The following is a 17,267-nucleotide window of genomic DNA, read 5'->3' as shown; positions in this document are numbered from 1 at the left end:
GGCGGGTCTAATCGGGGTTACCCAGCTCACTTGATGATCTTGGTGACGCGACCAGCGCCGACCGTACGGCCACCCTCCCGGATCGCGAACTTGAGGTTGTCCTCCATCGCGATGGGCTGGATCAGCTTCACGGTCATCGTGGTGTTGTCGCCCGGCATGACCATCTCGGTGCCCTCGGGCAGCGTGACGACGCCGGTGACGTCCGTGGTCCGGAAGTAGAACTGCGGACGGTAGTTCTGGAAGAACGGGGTGTGCCGTCCACCCTCCTCCTTGGAGAGGATGTAGACGGTCGCCTCGAACTCCGTGTGCGGGGTCGAGGTGCCCGGCTTGACGACCACCATGCCGCGCTCGACGTCCTCGCGCTTGATACCCCGCAGCAGCAGACCGACGTTCTCGCCCGCGCGGGCCTCGTCGAGCAGCTTGCGGAACATCTCGATACCGGTGCAGACCGTCTTCATCGACTTCTCCTTGATGCCGACGATCTCCACCTCCTCGTTCGGCTTGAGGACGCCGCGCTCCGCGCGACCGGTGACGACGGTGCCACGACCGGTGATCGTGAAGACGTCCTCGATCGGCATCAGGAACGGCTTCTCGGTCTCACGCTCCGGCTGCGGGATCGCGGTGTCGACCGCGTTCATCAGCTCCAGGAGCTTCTCGGTCCACACGGGGTCACCCTCGAGGGCCTTGAGCGCCGAGACCTGGACGACCGGCAGGTCGTCACCCGGGTACTCCTGGTTCGAGAGCAGCTCACGAACCTCGAGCTCGACGAGCTCCAGGAGCTCCTCGTCGTCGACCATGTCGCTCTTGTTGAGCGCCACGACGATGTACGGCACGCCGACCTGGCGGGCCAGCAGCACGTGCTCGCGGGTCTGCGGCATCGGGCCGTCGGTCGCCGCGACCACCAGGATCGCGCCGTCCATCTGCGCGGCACCGGTGATCATGTTCTTGATGTAGTCGGCGTGCCCGGGGCAGTCGACGTGCGCGTAGTGCCGGTTCTCGGTCTGGTACTCGACGTGCGCGATCGAGATCGTGATGCCCCGGGCCTTCTCCTCCGGCGCCTTGTCGATCTCGTCGAACGGCGTGTACGGGTTGAGGTCCGGGTACTGGTCGTGCAGGACCTTCGTGATGGCCGCCGTCAGCGTCGTCTTACCGTGGTCGATGTGACCAATGGTGCCGATGTTGACGTGCGGCTTAGTCCGCTCGAACTTCGCCTTCGCCACTGGTGTCCTCCTGTGGACTTCTTGGTTCGTACGCCCCGGCGCGCCGTTGTAGCGCTTAGGACTCTGTCGACAGCCTTTCCGACCGTACGGCCGGAGAGCTTGTGGGACTTGCGGCGGTGAAGCCTACAGGCCCGGTCTCATGCAGCCCCGCGGAGGCCGCAGGCGAGAAACTACTCGCCCGTGGCCTTCGCGATGATCTCCTTCGCCACGCTGGCCGGAACCTCGGCGTAGGAGTCGAACTGCATGCTGTAGCTAGCCCGGCCCTGGGTCTTCGACCGCAGGTCGCCGACGTAGCCGAACATCTCCGACAACGGCACCAGAGCCCGGACGACGCGGGCGCCGCTGCGCTCCTCCATCGCCTGGATGATGCCGCGGCGGGAGTTGAGGTCGCCGATGACGTCACCCATGTTCTCCTCCGGAGTGGTGACCTCAACGGCCATCATCGGCTCGAGGAGAGCGGGATCGGCCTTGCGGGCCGCCTCCTTCATCGCCATCGAGCCGGCGATCTTGAATGCCATTTCCGACGAGTCGACCTCGTGGTACTGGCCGTCCACCAGGGTGAGCTTGACGCCCACCAGGGGGAAGCCGGCGAGGATGCCGAACTGCATGGCGTCCTGCGCACCCGCGTCCACCGACGGGATGAACTCCCGGGGGATACGGCCACCGGTCACGGCGTTGGCGAACTCGTAGGTCGGGGCGTCGTTGCCCAGCGGCAGCGGCTCCAGGCTGATGATCACCCGGGCGTACTGGCCGGAACCACCGGTCTGCTTCTTGTGGGTGTACTCGACCTTCTCCACCTTGCGGCGGATGGTCTCGCGGTACGCCACCTGCGGCTTGCCGATGTTCGCCTCGACGTTGAACTCGCGGCGCATCCGGTCGACCAGGATGTCCAGGTGCAGCTCGCCCATGCCGGAGATGACCGTCTGACCGGTCTGGTCGTCGAGCTTGACCCGGAAGGTCGGGTCCTCCTCGGCGAGCCGCTGGATGGCGGTGCTGAGCTTCTCCTGGTCGGCCTTGGTCTTCGGCTCGATGGCGACCTCGATGACCGGCTCCGGGAAGGTCATCGACTCCAGGATGACCGGGTTCGCCGGGTCGCAGAGCGTGTCACCGGTGGTGGTCTGCTTCAGACCCTGCACCGCGATGATGTCGCCAGCCTGGGCCGAGCTGCGCTCTTCCCGCTTGTTGGCGTGCATCTGGTAGATCTTGCCGATCCGCTCCTTGCGGTCCTTGGTGGAGTTGACCACCTGGGAGCCGGACTCGAGCGTGCCGGAGTAGATCCGCACGTAGGTGAGCTTGCCGAGGTGCTTGTCCGTCTGGATCTTGAACGCCAGCGCGGAGAACGGCTCCGCCTTCGACGGCTTCCGCTGCAGCGGGGTCTCACCGTCGGTCGCGGTGCCCTCGATGGCCGGGATGTCCAGCGGCGACGGCAGGTAAGCGACCACCGCGTCGAGCATCGGCTGGATGCCCTTGTTCTTGAAGGCGGTACCGGTGAGGACCGGGTTGGCCTTGCCGCCGATGGTGGCCCGGCGGATGGCGGCCTTGACCTCCTCGACGGAGATCTCCTCGCCCTCCAGGTACTTCTCCATGACCGCGTCGTCGACGTCGGCCAGGGTCTCCATCAGCTTCTCGCGCCACTCGGCGGCGGAGTCGGCGAGGTCCGCCGGGATCTCCTCGACCGCGTAGTCCTCACCCTTCTGGGTCTCGCCGCGCCAGGTGAGCGCACGCATCTCGACCAGGTCGACCACGCCGATGAAGTCGCTCTCGGCACCGATCGGGATCTGGAGCACCAGCGGGGTGGCGTTGAGCCGGTCGATCATCATCTGCACGCAGCGGAAGAAGTCGGCACCGGTCCGGTCGAGCTTGTTGACGAAGCACATCCGGGGGACGTTGTACTTGTCGGCCTGACGCCAGACGTTCTCCGTCTGCGGCTCCACACCGGCGACACCGTCGTAAACGGCCACCGCACCGTCCAGCACCCGCAGCGACCGCTCGACCTCGACCGTGAAGTCGACGTGGCCGGGCGTGTCGATGATCTGGATCGTGTGGCCCTTCCACTCACACTTGGTGGCGGCGGAGGTGATGGTGATCCCCCGCTCCTGCTCCTGCTCCATCCAGTCCATGACGGCGGCGCCCTCGTGGACCTCACCGATCTTGTACGTGATGCCGGTGTAGAACAGGATCCGCTCGGTGGTCGTGGTCTTACCGGCATCGATGTGCGCCATGATGCCGATGTTGCGTACGTTGGCGAGCGCGTCTGCGGCGGCCACTTCAATCCCTACTTATCGTCGTCTCGACTCAACTGGTGGCGGTTCCGGTGCCCCGGAGGGCACCGGAACCTGATGTGTTACCAGCGGTAGTGCGCGAAGGCCTTGTTGGACTCGGCCATCTTGTGCGTGTCCTCACGCCGCTTCACGGCGGCGCCGAGGCCGTTGCTGGCGTCCAGCAGCTCGTTCATCAGCCGCTCGACCATGGTCTTCTCGCGCCGGGCGCGGGAGTAGGTCACCAGCCAACGCAGGCCCAGGGTGGTCGCCCGCGCCGGACGCACCTCGACCGGGACCTGGTAGGTGGCGCCACCGACCCGGCGGCTGCGCACCTCGAGGGTCGGCTTGACGTTGTCCATCGCCCGCTTCAGGGTGACGACGGGGTCGGTGCCGGACTTCTCGCGGCAGCCCTCCAGGGCCGCGTACACGATGCGCTCGGCGAGCTGGCGCTTGCCGCGCAGCAGGATCTTGTTCACGAGCTGGGTGACCAGCGGCGAGTTGTACACCGGGTCAGCGACCAGCGGCCGCCGCGGAGCGGGTCCCTTACGGGGCATCTCAGCTCTTCTCCTTCTTCGCGCCGTAGCGGCTGCGCGCCTGCTTGCGGTTCCGGACGCCCTGGGTGTCCAGCGATCCGCGGACGATCTTGTAACGCACGCCGGGGAGGTCCTTCACCCGGCCGCCACGGACGAGCACGATCGAGTGCTCCTGCAGGTTGTGACCCACGCCCGGGATGTAGGCGGTCACCTCGATCTGGCTGCTGAGCTTGACACGAGCGACCTTGCGCAGCGCCGAGTTCGGCTTCTTGGGGGTAGTGGTGTACACGCGGGTGCACACGCCACGGCGCTGGGGGGAACCCTTCAACGCCGGGGTCTTGGTCTTACTCGTCTTGGCCTGGCGGCCCTTGCGGACCAGCTGCTGGATCGTGGGCACCGGGTTTCTCCGCTCCCTTCGGCCGCGTCACGCGACCGCGCCGTCTGCTCGTAGTCGCCCTGATGGACGACTCTCCTACATTCCGACCAGGGCCACCTCTCGGAGGTCCCGGCACCCGCGGTCGGGCGTGTCGCTCAACTCACGGTTTCCGGTGCCGACGCGCGCGCCGCACCGGGTGTGTCCCTGGCACACGGTCGCCCGCTCGCCAGGTGTTGTGGCTCTGTGGTGCTGCTGCCCAACGACCGGGTCGCCGGATCCAGCGCACGCACGAGTTGCCCGGGCTGGCCGGGCACAAGGGGAAAGAGTACCTACCACAAGCGTGCAGGTCAAAACGGGGTGGTCCGGTAGGAATGCGTACCCGCTCCCCCGGCTCCCGACGACCTGCCCGTCCGCGTCGGGCATCTACGGGTAACAAGTGTAACGGCTACCCCGCGTCCCGGCCCGGCGACCCCGCACCGGCCTCAGGCGAACTGGACGAGCACCGCCACACCGAGCCCGAGCAGGCTGAGCGCCAGCCCGGTCGCGCCACAGCTGATCCCCGCGACGGCCAGCCCCCGGCCGGTGAACCGGACCCCCGGCGGCACCACCGGCCGGCGGATCTGCCGGGCCCCGAGCAGGCCGGCGGCCACCGCCCCGGCCCCGGTCAGCACACCCAGCAGGGTGAACGCTCCGGCGGCCCACGCCCCCCAGCCTCCGGCGGCACCGGCCAGGCCGAAGCAGCCGACCACCAGGGAGACCAGGATCGAGATGATGCCGGCGACCAGCGAGCCCACCGCGAGGCCGGAGGTGACCGGGGGCACCTCCAGGTGGGCCACGCCGAACGGCGTACCGGGGACGGGGTCGATCCGCTTGGGCGGCAGCACCGCCTCCCGGGGCGGCGGCGGCACGGGCCGGCCCGGATGCCCGACCGGGCCCGGCGGTGGAAACGGCGAGGGGAACGGCCCGCCGACAGGACCGGGGTGCGCCGGAGCCGGCCCCGGAGCCACACCACTCCCCACGGGGGCGGCGTCGACCCCAACCGACGGCGGGACCGGAGCCGCGGCCGACCGGTCGGCGGCCGGCGTCCCGGCGGGCGGGACGGGGACCGGGGCGGCTTCCGGGGCCGCCGTCAGCGGAACCGGGGCCGGGCTGCCGGAGGGGTCGGCTCCCGGGGTCGCCGGCGGGACGGGGACCGGCCCGGCGGCGGGATCGGAGGTCAGGGCCGCTGGGGCGGAGGCAGGGCTGGCAGAGGGGCCGGCGTCGGGAGTCACCGCCGGCTGCGCCGGGGCGTCCGCCGACGGCTGCACCGGTTCGGTCAATGGGTCCTCCTGTCGACGGGCACCGGCCACCGCCGCGCGGCGGGTACCGGGCTCAGGCTACCGCCGGGACGCCGCCCGGCACGGCCGGGTCAGTTGACGTTCGGGGCGAAGTCCTGGGAGTAGGGCGCCTCCGCGAGCCGGACCAGGCCGTACACCACGGCGAGCACCACGGTCACCGTGGCCAGACCCAGACCGATCCAGGCCAGCCGCTCCCCCTGGCGCAGCCAGGCCCCGCCGGTCAGGAAACCCCCCGAGGCGTACGCCTCCCGGCGGGCCTGCCGGGAAAGTTGCAGTGCCACGGTCGCCGGCACGACACCGCCGAGGAAGAGGCCGGTCAGCGCGGCGATCAGCCCGAGGGCGAACACCGCCCGGGCCTTCGTCGAGCGGGCCGGGTCAGGGTCGAGCGGATGGCGCAGGCCCTGACGCACGGCGGGTGACTGCCCGGGCGCCGTCGTCATGCCCTCCATCATGCCCCGACCCGCCCGTCGGGGTGTCGGCGGAGGCCGACGCCCCGGTACGCGACGAGGCCCCCGGCGGGTGCCGGGGGCCTCGTCGTGGCACTACTAGCGGTACGACCCGAAGTCGAAGTCGTCCAGCGGCACCGCCTGGCCGCTGGCCGGCCCGAAGCCGTAGTCGGTCTCCGGGTAGCCGGTCATCGAGTAGACCTTGGCCTTCGCCTCCTCGGTCGGCTCCACCCGGACGTTGCGGTACTTGCTGATGCCCGTACCGGCCGGGATGAGCTTACCGATGATCACGTTCTCCTTCAGGCCGATCAGCGAGTCGCTGCGGGCGTGGATCGCCGCGTCCGTCAGCACCCGGGTGGTCTCCTGGAAGGAGGCCGCCGACAGCCACGAGTCGGTGACCAGCGACGCCTTGGTGATACCCATCAGCACCGGACGTCCGGCGGCGGGCTCGCCGCCCTCGGAGACGAGTCGGCGGTTCTCCGACTCGAACAGCGCCCGGTCGACCAGCACACCCGGCAGGAACTCGGTCGAGCCGGAGTCGATGACCGTCACCCGCTTGAGCATCTGGCGGATGATGATCTCGATGTGCTTGTCGTGGATGAGCACACCCTGCGAGCGGTAGACCTCCTGGACCTCCTGGGTCAGGTGGACCTGGACCGCGCGCGGGCCGAGGATACGCAGCAGCTCGTGCGGGTCGATGGTGCCCTCGGTGAGCTTCTCGCCGACCTCGACGTGGCCCCCGTCGTGCACGCCCGGCCGCAGCCGGACCCGCTTCGAGATCTTGTCGTAGACGATCTCGTCGCTGCCGTCGTCCGGGATCACGATGATCTTCCGCGAACGCTCGCCGTCCTCGATCCGGATCCGGCCGGGGGTGTCGGCGATCGGCGCCTTGCCCTTCGGGACCCGGGCCTCGAAGATCTCCGTGACACGCGGCAGACCCTGGGTGATGTCCTCACCCGCGACACCACCGGTGTGGAAGGTACGCATGGTCAGCTGCGTACCCGGCTCACCGATGGACTGGGCGGCGATGATGCCGACGGCCTCGCCGATGTCCACCGTCTTGCCGGTGGGCAGCGACCGCCCGTAGCAGGCACCGCAGACGCCCAGCTTCGACTCGCAGGTGAGCACGCTGCGCACCCGGACGTTCTCCACCCCGGCGGCGACGATCTTGTCGACCAGGATCGAGTTCAGGTCTGCGCCCCGCTCGACGACGATGGTGCCGTCCGGCCCCTTGATGTCGTCGGCCAGGGTCCGGGCGTGCACGCCGGTCTCGGCGTGCTCGTGCACCACCAGCGTGCCGTCGATCCGCTCGCCGACCTGCATCGGGATCGCCCGGTCGGTGCCGCAGTCCTCCTCGCGGATGATGACGTCCTGCGAGACGTCCACCAGACGACGGGTCAGGTAACCCGAGTCGGCGGTCCGCAGCGCGGTGTCCGCCAGACCCTTCCGGGCGCCGTGCGTGGAGATGAAGTACTCCAGTACGGACAGACCCTCCCGGTAGCTCGACTTGATCGGCCGGGGGATGATCTCGCCCTTCGGGTTGGCCACCAGGCCACGGATCGCGGCGATCTGCCGGAGCTGGAGCAGGTTACCGCGGGCACCCGAGTGGATCATCTTCCACAGCGGGTTCTCCCGGGGCAGCGAGGTCTCCAGGTTCTTGGCGACCTCGTTGGTGGCCTTGGTCCAGATCTCGATGAGCTCGCCGCGGCGCTCCTCACCGGTCATGAGGCCACGCTGGTACTGCTTGTCGATCCGGTCGGCTTCCTTCTCGTACCGGGCCAGGATCTCCTGCTTGCTCGGCGGGGTGACGACGTCCTCCATGCCGATGGTCACGCCGGACCAGGTGGCCCAGTGGAAACCGGCCTCCTTGAGCCCGTCGAGGGTGGCCGCGAGGGCCACCTTCGGGAACCGCTCGGCGAGGTCGTTGACGATCGCCGAGAGCTGCCCCTTGCGCACCTCGTAGTTCACGAAGCGGTAGCCGACCGGCATGGTCTCGTTGAACAGCACCCGGCCGAGGGTGGTGTCGACGATCAGCGGCTCGCCCTCGACCCAGCCCTCCGGCGCGACCCACGGCTCGGCCCCGGCGCCGTTGTCGACATCGGTGACGCCGCGCAGCCGGATCCGCACCGGCGACTGGAGGTGCAGCTCACCGTTGTCGAAGGCCATCCGCGCCTCGGCGTCCGAGCTGAACGCCCGACCCTCGCCCTTGCCACCCGGGGTGTAGTGGGTGAGGTGGTACAGACCGATGATCATGTCCTGGGTGGGCATGGTCACCGGCTTGCCGTCGGCCGGCTTGAGGATGTTGTTCGACGACAGCATCAGGATCCGCGCCTCGGCCTGCGCCTCGGCGGAGAGCGGCACGTGCACCGCCATCTGGTCACCGTCGAAGTCGGCGTTGAACGCGGTGCAGACCAGCGGGTGGATCTGGATGGCCTTGCCCTCGACGAGCTGCGGCTCGAACGCCTGGATGCCCAGTCGGTGCAGGGTGGGCGCCCGGTTGAGCAGCACCGGGTGCTCGCCGATGACCTCTTCCAGCACGTCCCACACGACCGGCCGCTGCCGCTCGACCATCCGCTTCGCGGACTTGATGTTCTGCGCGTGGTTGAGGTCGACCAGCCGCTTCATCACGAACGGCTTGAACAGCTCCAGCGCCATCTGCTTGGGCAGGCCGCACTGGTGCAGCTTCAGCTTCGGGCCGACGACGATGACGGAACGGCCGGAGTAGTCGACCCGCTTACCGAGCAGGTTCTGCCGGAACCGGCCCTGCTTGCCCTTGAGCATGTCGGAGAGCGACTTCAGCGGCCGGTTGCCCGGACCGGTGACCGGACGACCGCGACGGCCGTTGTCGAACAGCGCGTCGACGGCCTCCTGGAGCATCCGCTTCTCGTTGTTGACGATGATCTCGGGCGCGCCGAGGTCGATCAGTCGCTTGAGGCGGTTGTTCCGGTTGATCACCCGGCGGTACAGGTCGTTCAGGTCGGAGGTCGCGAAGCGGCCACCGTCGAGCTGCACCATCGGCCGCAGGTCCGGCGGGATCACCGGGACGCAGTCGAGCACCATGCCGAGCGGCGAGTTGCGGGTGTTCAGGAACGCGGCGACGACCTTGAGGCGCTTGAGCGCCCGGATCTTCCGCTGCCCCTTGCCGGAGCGGATGATCTCGCGGAGGTTCTCGGCCTCGGCGTCGAGGTCCATGTTCTGGACCAGCGCCTTGATCGCCTCGGCGCCCATGCCGCCGGTGAAGTACTCGCCGAACCGGTCCCGCAGCTCGCGGTAGAGCAGCTCGTCGGTGACCAGCTGCTTCGGCTCCAGCTTGCGGAAGGTGTCGAGCACCTCGTCCAGACGGTCGATCTCGCGCTGGGCCCGGTCGCGGATCTGGCGCATCTCGCGCTCTCCGCCCTCCTTGACCTTGCGCCGGACGTCCGCCTTGGCACCCTCGGCCTCCAGCTCGGCCAGGTCGGCCTCGAGCTTGGCGGCCCGCTTCTCGATCTCCGAGTCGCGGCTGTTCTCCGACTGCCGCTTCTCGGCGAGGATCTCGTTCTCGATGGTGGAGAGGTCACGGTGACGCGACTCGGCGTCCACGCTCGTCACCACGTACGAGGCGAAGTAAATGATCTTCTCGAGGTCCTTGGGGGCGAGGTCCAGCAGGTAGCCCAGCCGGCTCGGCACGCCCTTGAAGTACCAGATGTGGGTCACCGGGGCGGCCAGCTCGATGTGCCCCATGCGCTCACGACGCACCTTGGAGCGGGTCACCTCGACGCCGCAGCGCTCACAGATGATGCCCTTGAACCGGACCCGCTTGTACTTGCCGCAGTAGCACTCCCAGTCCCGCTGAGGACCGAAGATCTTCTCGCAGAAGAGCCCGTCCTTCTCCGGCTTCAGGGTGCGGTAGTTGATCGTCTCAGGCTTCTTGACCTCGCCGTGGGACCACTGCCGGATGTCGTCGGCGGTAGCGAGGCCGATGCGCAGCTCGTCGAAGAAGTTGACGTCGAGCACTTGGTTATCCCTCACATCAAGTCAGCTCGGTTGATGGTTCGGCGGATCGGGTGCGGCGGCGGGCTCACGCCGCCGCACCCGGCCCGATCAGACTTCGTCGACGCTGCTCACACCCTCGTTGGGACGGCGGGAGAGGTCGATGCCGAGTTCCTCCGCCGCCCGGAACACCTCGTCGTCGGTCTCGCGCATCTCCAGGGCCACACCGTCGGAGGAGAGCACCTCGACGTTGAGGCAGAGCGACTGGAGCTCCTTGAGCAGGACCTTGAACGACTCCGGGATGCCCGGTTCGGGGATGTTCTCGCCCTTGACGATCGCCTCGTAGACCTTCACCCGGCCCAGGACGTCGTCGGACTTGATGGTCAGCAGCTCCTGGAGCGCGTAGGCCGCGCCGTAGGCCTGCATGGCCCAGCACTCCATCTCACCGAACCGCTGGCCACCGAACTGCGCCTTACCACCCAGCGGCTGCTGCGTGATCATCGAGTACGGGCCGGTCGACCGAGCGTGGATCTTGTCGTCGACCAGGTGGTTCAGCTTGAGGATGTAGATGTAGCCGACCGCGATCGGGTCCGGCAGCGGCTCGCCGGAACGACCGTCGAACAGCTGCGCCTTGCCACTGGACCCGATCAGCTGCTTGCCGTCCCGGTTGGGCAGGGTCGACGCGAGCAGACCGGAGATCTCCTCCTCGCGGGCACCGTCGAAGACCGGGGTGGCCACGTTGGTGTCCGGCTCGGCCTCGGCGGCCTCGATCGAACGCAGCGCCCGCTTCCAGTCGGCGTCGTCGCCCTGGACGTTCCAGCCGGTCTTGGCGACCCAGCCGAGGTGGGTCTCCAGGACCTGACCGATGTTCATCCGGCCCGGCACACCGAGCGGGTTGAGCACGATGTCGACCGGGGTGCCGTCCTCCAGGAACGGCATGTCCTCGACCGGCAGGATCTTGGAGATGACGCCCTTGTTGCCGTGGCGGCCGGCGAGCTTGTCGCCGTCCTGGATCTTCCGCTTCTGGGCGACGTAGACCCGGACCAGCTCGTTGACGCCCGGCGGCAGCTCGTCGCCGTCCTCGCGGGAGAAGGTCCGGACGCCGATGACCGTGCCGGTCTCGCCGTGCGGCACCTTCAGCGAGGTGTCCCGGACCTCGCGCGCCTTCTCACCGAAGATCGCGCGGAGCAGCCGCTCCTCCGGGGTCAGCTCGGTCTCGCCCTTCGGGGTGACCTTGCCGACCAGGATGTCGCCGGGGACGACCTCGGCGCCGATCCGGATGATGCCGCGCTCGTCGAGGTCGGCGAGCATCTCCTCGCTGACGTTCGGGATGTCGCGGGTGATTTCCTCCGGGCCGAGCTTGGTGTCCCGGGCGTCGACCTCGTGCTCCTCGATGTGGATCGAGGTGAGCACGTCCTGCTGCACGAGGCGCTGCGACAGGATGATCGCGTCCTCGTAGTTGTGGCCCTCCCAGGTCATGAACGCCACGAGCAGGTTGCGCCCGAGCGCCATCTCGCCCTCGTCGGTGCACGGACCGTCGGCGATGACCTGGCCGGCCTCGACGCGGTCGCCCTCGAAGACCACCGGCTTCTGGTTGACGCAGGAGCCGGCGTTGGAGCGGCGGAACTTGTGCAGCAGGTACGTCCGGCGGTGGCCGTCGTCCTGGTGGATGGTGATGTAGTCGGCGCAGAGGTCCTCGATCACACCGCCGACCTCGGCCACCACGACGTCACCGGCGTCGACCGCGGCACGGTACTCCATGCCGGTGCCGACCAGCGGCGACTCCGCCTTGACCAGCGGCACGGCCTGACGCTGCATGTTCGCGCCCATCAGGGCCCGGTTGGCGTCGTCGTGCTCGAGGAACGGGATCATCGCGGTCGCGACCGAGGTCATCTGCCGCGGCGAGACGTCCATGTAGTCCACGGCCGACGGCGCGACGTCCTCGGTCTCGCCGCCCTTACGGCGGACCAGGACCCGGTCCTCGGCGAAGGTGCCGTCGGCCAGCAACGGCGCGTTCGCCTGGGCCTTGACGAACCGGTCCTCCTCGTCCGCGGTCAGGTAGTCGATCTGGTCGGTGACCCGACCGTCGACGACCTTCCGGTACGGCGTCTCGATGAAGCCGAACGGGTTGACCCGGGCGAAGGTGGAGAGCGCGCCGATCAGGCCGATGTTCGGGCCTTCCGGCGTCTCGATCGGGCACATCCGGCCGTAGTGCGACGGGTGCACGTCCCGGACCTCGAAGCCGGCCCGCTCCCGGGACAGACCACCCGGGCCGAGCGCGCTCAGCCGGCGCCGGTGGGTCAGGCCCGCCAGCGGGTTGGTCTGGTCCATGAACTGGGACAGCTGCGACGTGCCGAAGAACTCCTTGATCGCCGCCACCACCGGGCGGATGTTGATCAGGGTCTGCGGCGTGATCGCCTCGACGTCCTGGGTGGTCATCCGCTCGCGGACGACCCGCTCCATGCGGGAGAGGCCGACCCGGACCTGGTTCTGGATCAGCTCGCCGACGGTACGCAGGCGACGGTTGCCGAAGTGGTCGATGTCGTCGGCCTCGTAGCCCTCCTCACCGGCGTGCAGCCGGCAGAGGTACTCCACGGTGGCGACGATGTCGTCCTCGGTCAGCGTGCCGGTGGTGATCGGCACCTGGACTTCGAGCTTCTTGTTGAACTTGTACCGACCGACCTTGGCGACGTCGTACCGCTTCGGGTTGAAGAAGAGGTTGTCGAGCAGGGTCTGGGCGTTCTCCCGGGTCGGCGGCTCGCCAGGGCGCAGCTTCCGGTAGATGTCCAACAACGCCTCGTCCTGGCCGGCGATGTGGTCCTTCTCCAGGGTGGTCATCATCAGCTCGGACCAGCCGAACCGCTCGCGGATCTGCTCGGCCGACCAACCGATCGCCTTGAGCAGGACGGTGACGGCCTGCCGGCGCTTACGGTCGATCCGGACACCCACGGTGTCGCGCTTGTCGATGTCGAACTCCAGCCAGGCACCCCGGCTCGGGATGACCTTGACGCTGGAGAGGTCGCGGTCGGAGGTCTTGTCCGGCTGCTTGTCGAAGTAGACGCCCGGCGACCGGACGAGCTGGCTGACGACCACACGCTCGGTGCCGTTGATGATGAAGGTGCCCTTCGGCGTCATCATCGGGAAGTCACCCATGAACACCGTCTGGCTCTTGATCTCGCCGGTGGTGTTGTTGGTGAACTCCGCGGTCACGAAGAGCGGCGCGCAGTAGGTCAGGTCCTTCTCCTTGCACTCCTCGATCGAGGCCTTCACCTCGTCGAAGCGCGGCGCCGAGAAGGAGAGCGACATGGTGCCGGAGAAGTCCTCAATGGGACTGATCTCGTCGAGAATCTCCGCGAGACCCGAGCGTGCGTGCGGGTCGTCAGCCGACCGGCCCTGCCAGGCCTCGTTGCCGACGAGCCAGTCGAAGGACTCGTTCTGGATGGCGAGGAGGTTGGGGACCTCGAGATGTTCGGTGATCCTGCCGAATGAGACACGGCGGGGAGCGAAAGCGCTCGACGTACGACTGGTCTTCGCAGGGCGGGAAGCTGCCAAGATGCGTCCTTCCGAGGACCGGTGCTGCAGAACGGCTGGTACGCGTGCACTCCAATGACCCCACCAGAAACACCCATAATTGGACATTCCGAGCAGGGGTCGAGATCGGAAGGCAGCGCAAACTAGCAGTGTAGCCGAAAGGCTAACCGCTGTCCAGCCCACCCCGCAGGTCGCCGCGGAACGTGCCTCGGGACCCCCCGAAACGGGGTCTACCGGGCCGCTCGGAACGCGGCGCTCCCGCTGGACCACCCGGTCTGCTGCGGCATGGTGCCGCCGCAGCCCTTACCCCGGGCGTGGCCGTCGCAAGCGTGGAAGGTCTTGCAGGTGTCAGCGTGCCTGCCCGGGCAGGGTCGCGTCAAGGGCTGATCACCTTCCGGAGCCCTCTTTCCCACCGCCGTGCGACCGCCCGACACCGCTGCGTCACCGGGCACCGGAGCCAAAGCCCAGCTCACCCGCATTGCCATCAGGTGACCGAACGGCGACGGGCGGTGATCCCGTGCTGGGATCACCGCCCGTCATGTGCTGTCGTGTGCCTCAGCTCACGTGAACCGGGGCACCGTCGAGGCACTCAGGTCACTTGAGGGTGACCTTGGCGCCCTCACCCTCGAGCTTGGCCTTGGCCTTCTCGGCGGTCTCCTTGTTGACCTTCTCCAGGATGGCCTTCGGGGCGCCCTCGACGGCGTCCTTGGCCTCCTTCAGGCCCAGGCCGGTCAGCTCACGCACGACCTTGATGACCTGGATCTTCTTGCCACCGTCGGCCTCGAGGACGACGTCGAACTCGTCCTTCTCCGGCTCGGCCTCGGCGGCCGCGCCGCCACCGGCCGGGCCGGCGACCATCATCGCGGCCGGGGCCGCGGCGGTGACCTCGAAGGTCTCCTCGAACTGCTTCACGAACTCGGAGAGCTCGATCAGCGTCATCTCCTTGAACGCGTCGAGCAGCTCGTCGGTGCTGAGCTTCGCCATGGCTGGCGTCCTTTCCTAATCTACGGAAGATCGAACCGGGGTGCCGGGAGGCCGTCAGGCCGCCTCGGCGCCCTCCTTCTCGCGCTTGTCCTGCAGAGCAGCCGCCAGACGGGCGGTCTTCGACAGCGGGGCCTGGAACAGGGCCGCGGCCTTGCTCAGGTTGCCCTTCATCGCGCCGGCCAGCTTGGCCAGCAGCACCTCACGGGACTCCAGGTCGGCGAGCTTCGTGACCTCGGCCGCGGAGATGGCCTTGCCCTCGAAGACACCGCCCTTGATGACGAGCTTCGGGTTGGCCTTCGCGAAGTCGCGAAGCCCCTTCGCCGCCTCGACGACGTCGCCCGAAACGAAAGTCAGCGCGGTAGGACCGGAGAACAGCTCGTCGAGGCCGCTGATGCCAGCGTCCGTCGCGGCGCGCTTGGCCAGCGTGTTCTTGGCGACCGTGTAGGTGGTCTCCCGGCCCAGCGAACGCCGCAGCTGGGTCAGCTGGGCGACCGTGAGGCCGCGGTACTCGGTCAGCACGGTGGCGCCGGCGCCCCGGAACTGCTCGGTCAGCTCGGCGACGGCCGTGGCCTTGTCGGCCCGGATCGGCTTGTCCGCCATGTCCCTCCTCTCTCGTTGCGCCAGGCTGGTCACCAACGAAGCCGGAAGGCGTCGGTGGTGGCGGAGGAATCGCGGGTAACGAGAAAAGCCCCGGCGCAGGGCGCACGGGGCGAGGGCCGGCAGATCAGGACGCAGTCGGCGGACCACGTGCCAACGAACCGGTTTTCGCTTGCCGCCCTACGCGGGTCGCCCGTCATTCGCGGGACCTTCGACCGTGCCTGAGCACGGTGACCAGCGGTCTCTGGGTGGTACCTCATCCAAATTACTCTGGATAACACCGGAAGACTACGCGACCCCTCCCCCACCGCCAAATCGGCCCGGCGTGGGCTCGGTCACCCCGGCGGCCTCAGCCCCGCAGCCGGCGACGCCAGGCGTAGCCGGCCAGCACCACCCCGCTCCAGAGCACCGCCCAACCCGTGAGCAGGAGCGCCGCCGGCATCGCCACCCCGGCCGCGGTGGCCCGCGCGGTCGGCATCACCGGCGGCGCGAGCCACGGCAGCGCCGAGCCGGAACGACCGAACACCACCGCGACGACCGAACCGACGGCGAGCACCGCCACGCTGTACCCGGTGCTGCCGACGCAGGCGCGACTGGCCAGCGCGCCGAGCGCCACGGCGGCCGGCACGGCGATCAGGTGGGCCCAGAGTCCCAGCGCGATCCCCACCGGCAGGGGCCGGTCGTCGGCGGCCACCGGGCCGGCCAGCCCGCCCAGCGGCCACGGAAGCAGCAACGCCAACGCCACCGTGCCGAGCGCCACCACCGTGGCGGCGACCAGACCGGCCACCTGCTCCCGGCGACGGCTGCCGACCGTCACCAACGCCATCCGGCGCTGCACGTCCGGCTCCACGTCCAGCAGCAGCTTGGTCTGCCAGGCCAGCACCGGGAAGAGGACCACCGCCGAGACGCCGTACGCCTCGGCCGGCTGGGCGCGGCCCCCGCCGTAGAGGACCCCGAGCACGACCAGGCCGGCGAGCAGGGGCGCGAGAATCCGGCCGGTACGCAGGAAGCCCGCCAGCCGCAGCCGGACCAACGCGGTCACCGGGCCACCCCGTCCGGGACAGTGGTGCCGTCCGCCGGTCGGCGCGGCCCCACCCCGGCATCCGACCCCACCCCGACGTCCGGCACCGGGGCGTCGACCGTCGCCCGGTTGCCGTCGCCGGCCGCCCCGTCGTCCGGCTCGACCACGTCCCCCGTCGGCCCGGCGTCGGGCGTCGTCCCGGCTCCGGTCGTCGGCAGGCACTCACGCCCCGCTTCCGGGCCGTCCCCGGCCGGTTCAGGCGTGCGTACCCGCAGGATCTGGTGGCCGGCGGCGCGCAACCGGGCGACGGTGCCGGTGACCCGCGCGGCGGGCACCGCCACCTCGACCACGACCATGCCCTCCGACTCGCCGGCGCGCTCGGTCACCGTGCCGTCGGCGACCGTCCAGTGTCGCGCTCCGGGCAGCCGGAGCGTCTCGTTGCGGTGGTCGCTGACCAGGACCCGACCGCCGGCGGCGAGCACCTCGTCGACCACCAGCGGCACCAGGTCGCGGGCGGCGGCGTCCAGCCCCTCCCAGGGCTCGTCGAGCACCAGCAGGCCGGGCAGCCGGAGCATCGCCTGCGCCAGGCCCACCTTCTGCGCCGTCCCTTTCGACAGGTCGGTCAGGCGAACCCGCCGGAAGCCGGCGATGCCCAGCCGGGACGTCCACTCGTCGACCGCCCGGTCCGCCTCGGCGGCGGACAGCCCGGCGACCCGGGCCATCGCGGTGAGGTAGTACGCCACGGTGAAGGGCTGGTCGGCGGGGAACCGCTCCGGCACCCAGCCGACGTGTCGGGGGCGGTCGACGACCCGGCCACGGGTGGGACGGAGCACCCCGGCCGCCACCTGGAGCAGGGTGGACTTGCCGGCTCCGTTGCGGCCGAGCACGACGGCCACCTCGCCCGGCTCGACCTGTGCGTTCGCCTGCCGCAGCACCCACGGGCCCCGCCGGTGGTAGCGCACCGAGACGTTCTCCAGCCGCATGCCGACGAG

12 protein-coding genes are annotated in these 17,267 nt (G+C 69.3%); all 12 read right to left on the bottom strand.

Translation table 11 applies throughout. The features are described from left to right. Positions 1-26 precede the first annotated feature (26 nt). Entirely contained in the window at positions 27-1,220 is a 1,194-nt protein-coding gene (gene tuf, locus GA0070618_RS14130) for an elongation factor Tu (RefSeq protein WP_088982049.1), read from the bottom strand. Between the two features lie 170 nt (positions 1,221-1,390). Further along, entirely contained in the window at positions 1,391-3,487 is a 2,097-nt protein-coding gene (gene fusA, locus GA0070618_RS14125) for an elongation factor G (protein ID WP_088982048.1), read from the bottom strand. Between the two features lie 77 nt (positions 3,488-3,564). After that, complete coding sequence (rpsG, locus tag GA0070618_RS14120) at positions 3,565-4,035, bottom strand: 30S ribosomal protein S7 (protein WP_046567226.1); 471 nt, start codon at positions 4,033-4,035, stop codon at positions 3,565-3,567. 1 nt (position 4,036) lies between these two features. Continuing rightward, entirely contained in the window at positions 4,037-4,411 is a 375-nt protein-coding gene (gene rpsL, locus GA0070618_RS14115; protein WP_014440718.1) for a 30S ribosomal protein S12, read from the bottom strand. A 461-nt stretch (positions 4,412-4,872) separates the two neighbouring features. Next, the gene (locus GA0070618_RS14110; RefSeq protein ID WP_088985518.1) at positions 4,873-5,298 is read right to left on the bottom strand and encodes a hypothetical protein; all 426 of its coding nucleotides are present in this window, start codon (positions 5,296-5,298) and stop codon (positions 4,873-4,875) included. A gap of 500 nt (positions 5,299-5,798) precedes the next feature. Continuing rightward, positions 5,799-6,167, bottom strand: a complete 369-nt coding sequence (locus tag GA0070618_RS14105; protein ID WP_088985517.1) for a hypothetical protein — start codon at positions 6,165-6,167, stop codon at positions 5,799-5,801. A 105-nt stretch (positions 6,168-6,272) separates the two neighbouring features. Then, on the bottom strand, positions 6,273-10,166 hold the full coding sequence (locus GA0070618_RS14100; RefSeq protein ID WP_088982047.1) for a DNA-directed RNA polymerase subunit beta': 3,894 nt from the start codon (positions 10,164-10,166) through the stop codon (positions 6,273-6,275). A gap of 87 nt (positions 10,167-10,253) precedes the next feature. Beyond that, entirely contained in the window at positions 10,254-13,694 is a 3,441-nt protein-coding gene (gene rpoB, locus GA0070618_RS14095) for a DNA-directed RNA polymerase subunit beta (protein ID WP_088982046.1), read from the bottom strand. Positions 13,695-14,267: 573 nt separating this feature from the next. Beyond that, a complete protein-coding gene (gene rplL, locus GA0070618_RS14090; protein ID WP_088982045.1) occupies positions 14,268-14,657 on the bottom strand; it encodes a 50S ribosomal protein L7/L12 in 390 nt (129 codons plus the stop codon). A gap of 54 nt (positions 14,658-14,711) precedes the next feature. Next, entirely contained in the window at positions 14,712-15,257 is a 546-nt protein-coding gene (gene rplJ / locus GA0070618_RS14085; RefSeq protein ID WP_088982044.1) for a 50S ribosomal protein L10, read from the bottom strand. 346 nt (positions 15,258-15,603) lie between these two features. Beyond that, positions 15,604-16,296, bottom strand: a complete 693-nt coding sequence (locus GA0070618_RS14080) for a hypothetical protein (protein WP_088982043.1) — start codon at positions 16,294-16,296, stop codon at positions 15,604-15,606. After that, positions 16,293-17,258: an ATP-binding cassette domain-containing protein gene (locus GA0070618_RS14075; protein WP_088982042.1), complete on the bottom strand. Its 966-nt coding sequence runs from the start codon at positions 17,256-17,258 to the stop codon at positions 16,293-16,295. Before GA0070618_RS14075 ends, GA0070618_RS14080 begins: the two co-directional genes overlap by 4 nt. Between the last annotated feature and the right edge of the window lie 9 nt (positions 17,259-17,267).

Origin of the sequence: Micromonospora echinospora (assembly GCF_900091495.1) — a bacterium.
GTDB classification, from domain to species: domain Bacteria; phylum Actinomycetota; class Actinomycetes; order Mycobacteriales; family Micromonosporaceae; genus Micromonospora; species Micromonospora echinospora.
Note: the sequence above shows the minus strand (reverse complement) of the source record. Positions and strands in the feature narration are given on the sequence as shown.

Excerpts from the sequence above, each read along its gene's own strand:
- rpsG (WP_046567226.1), bottom strand. The coding sequence starts at position 4,035 with ATGCCCCGTAAGGGACCCGCTCCGCGGCGGCCGCTGGTCGCTGACCCG.
- GA0070618_RS14105 (WP_088985517.1), bottom strand. The coding sequence starts at position 6,167 with ATGACGACGGCGCCCGGGCAGTCACCCGCCGTGCGTCAGGGCCTGCGC.
- rplL (WP_088982045.1), bottom strand. The coding sequence starts at position 14,657 with ATGGCGAAGCTCAGCACCGACGAGCTGCTCGACGCGTTCAAGGAGATG.
- rplJ (WP_088982044.1), bottom strand. The coding sequence starts at position 15,257 with ATGGCGGACAAGCCGATCCGGGCCGACAAGGCCACGGCCGTCGCCGAG.
- GA0070618_RS14075 (WP_088982042.1), bottom strand. The coding sequence starts at position 17,258 with ATGCGGCTGGAGAACGTCTCGGTGCGCTACCACCGGCGGGGCCCGTGG.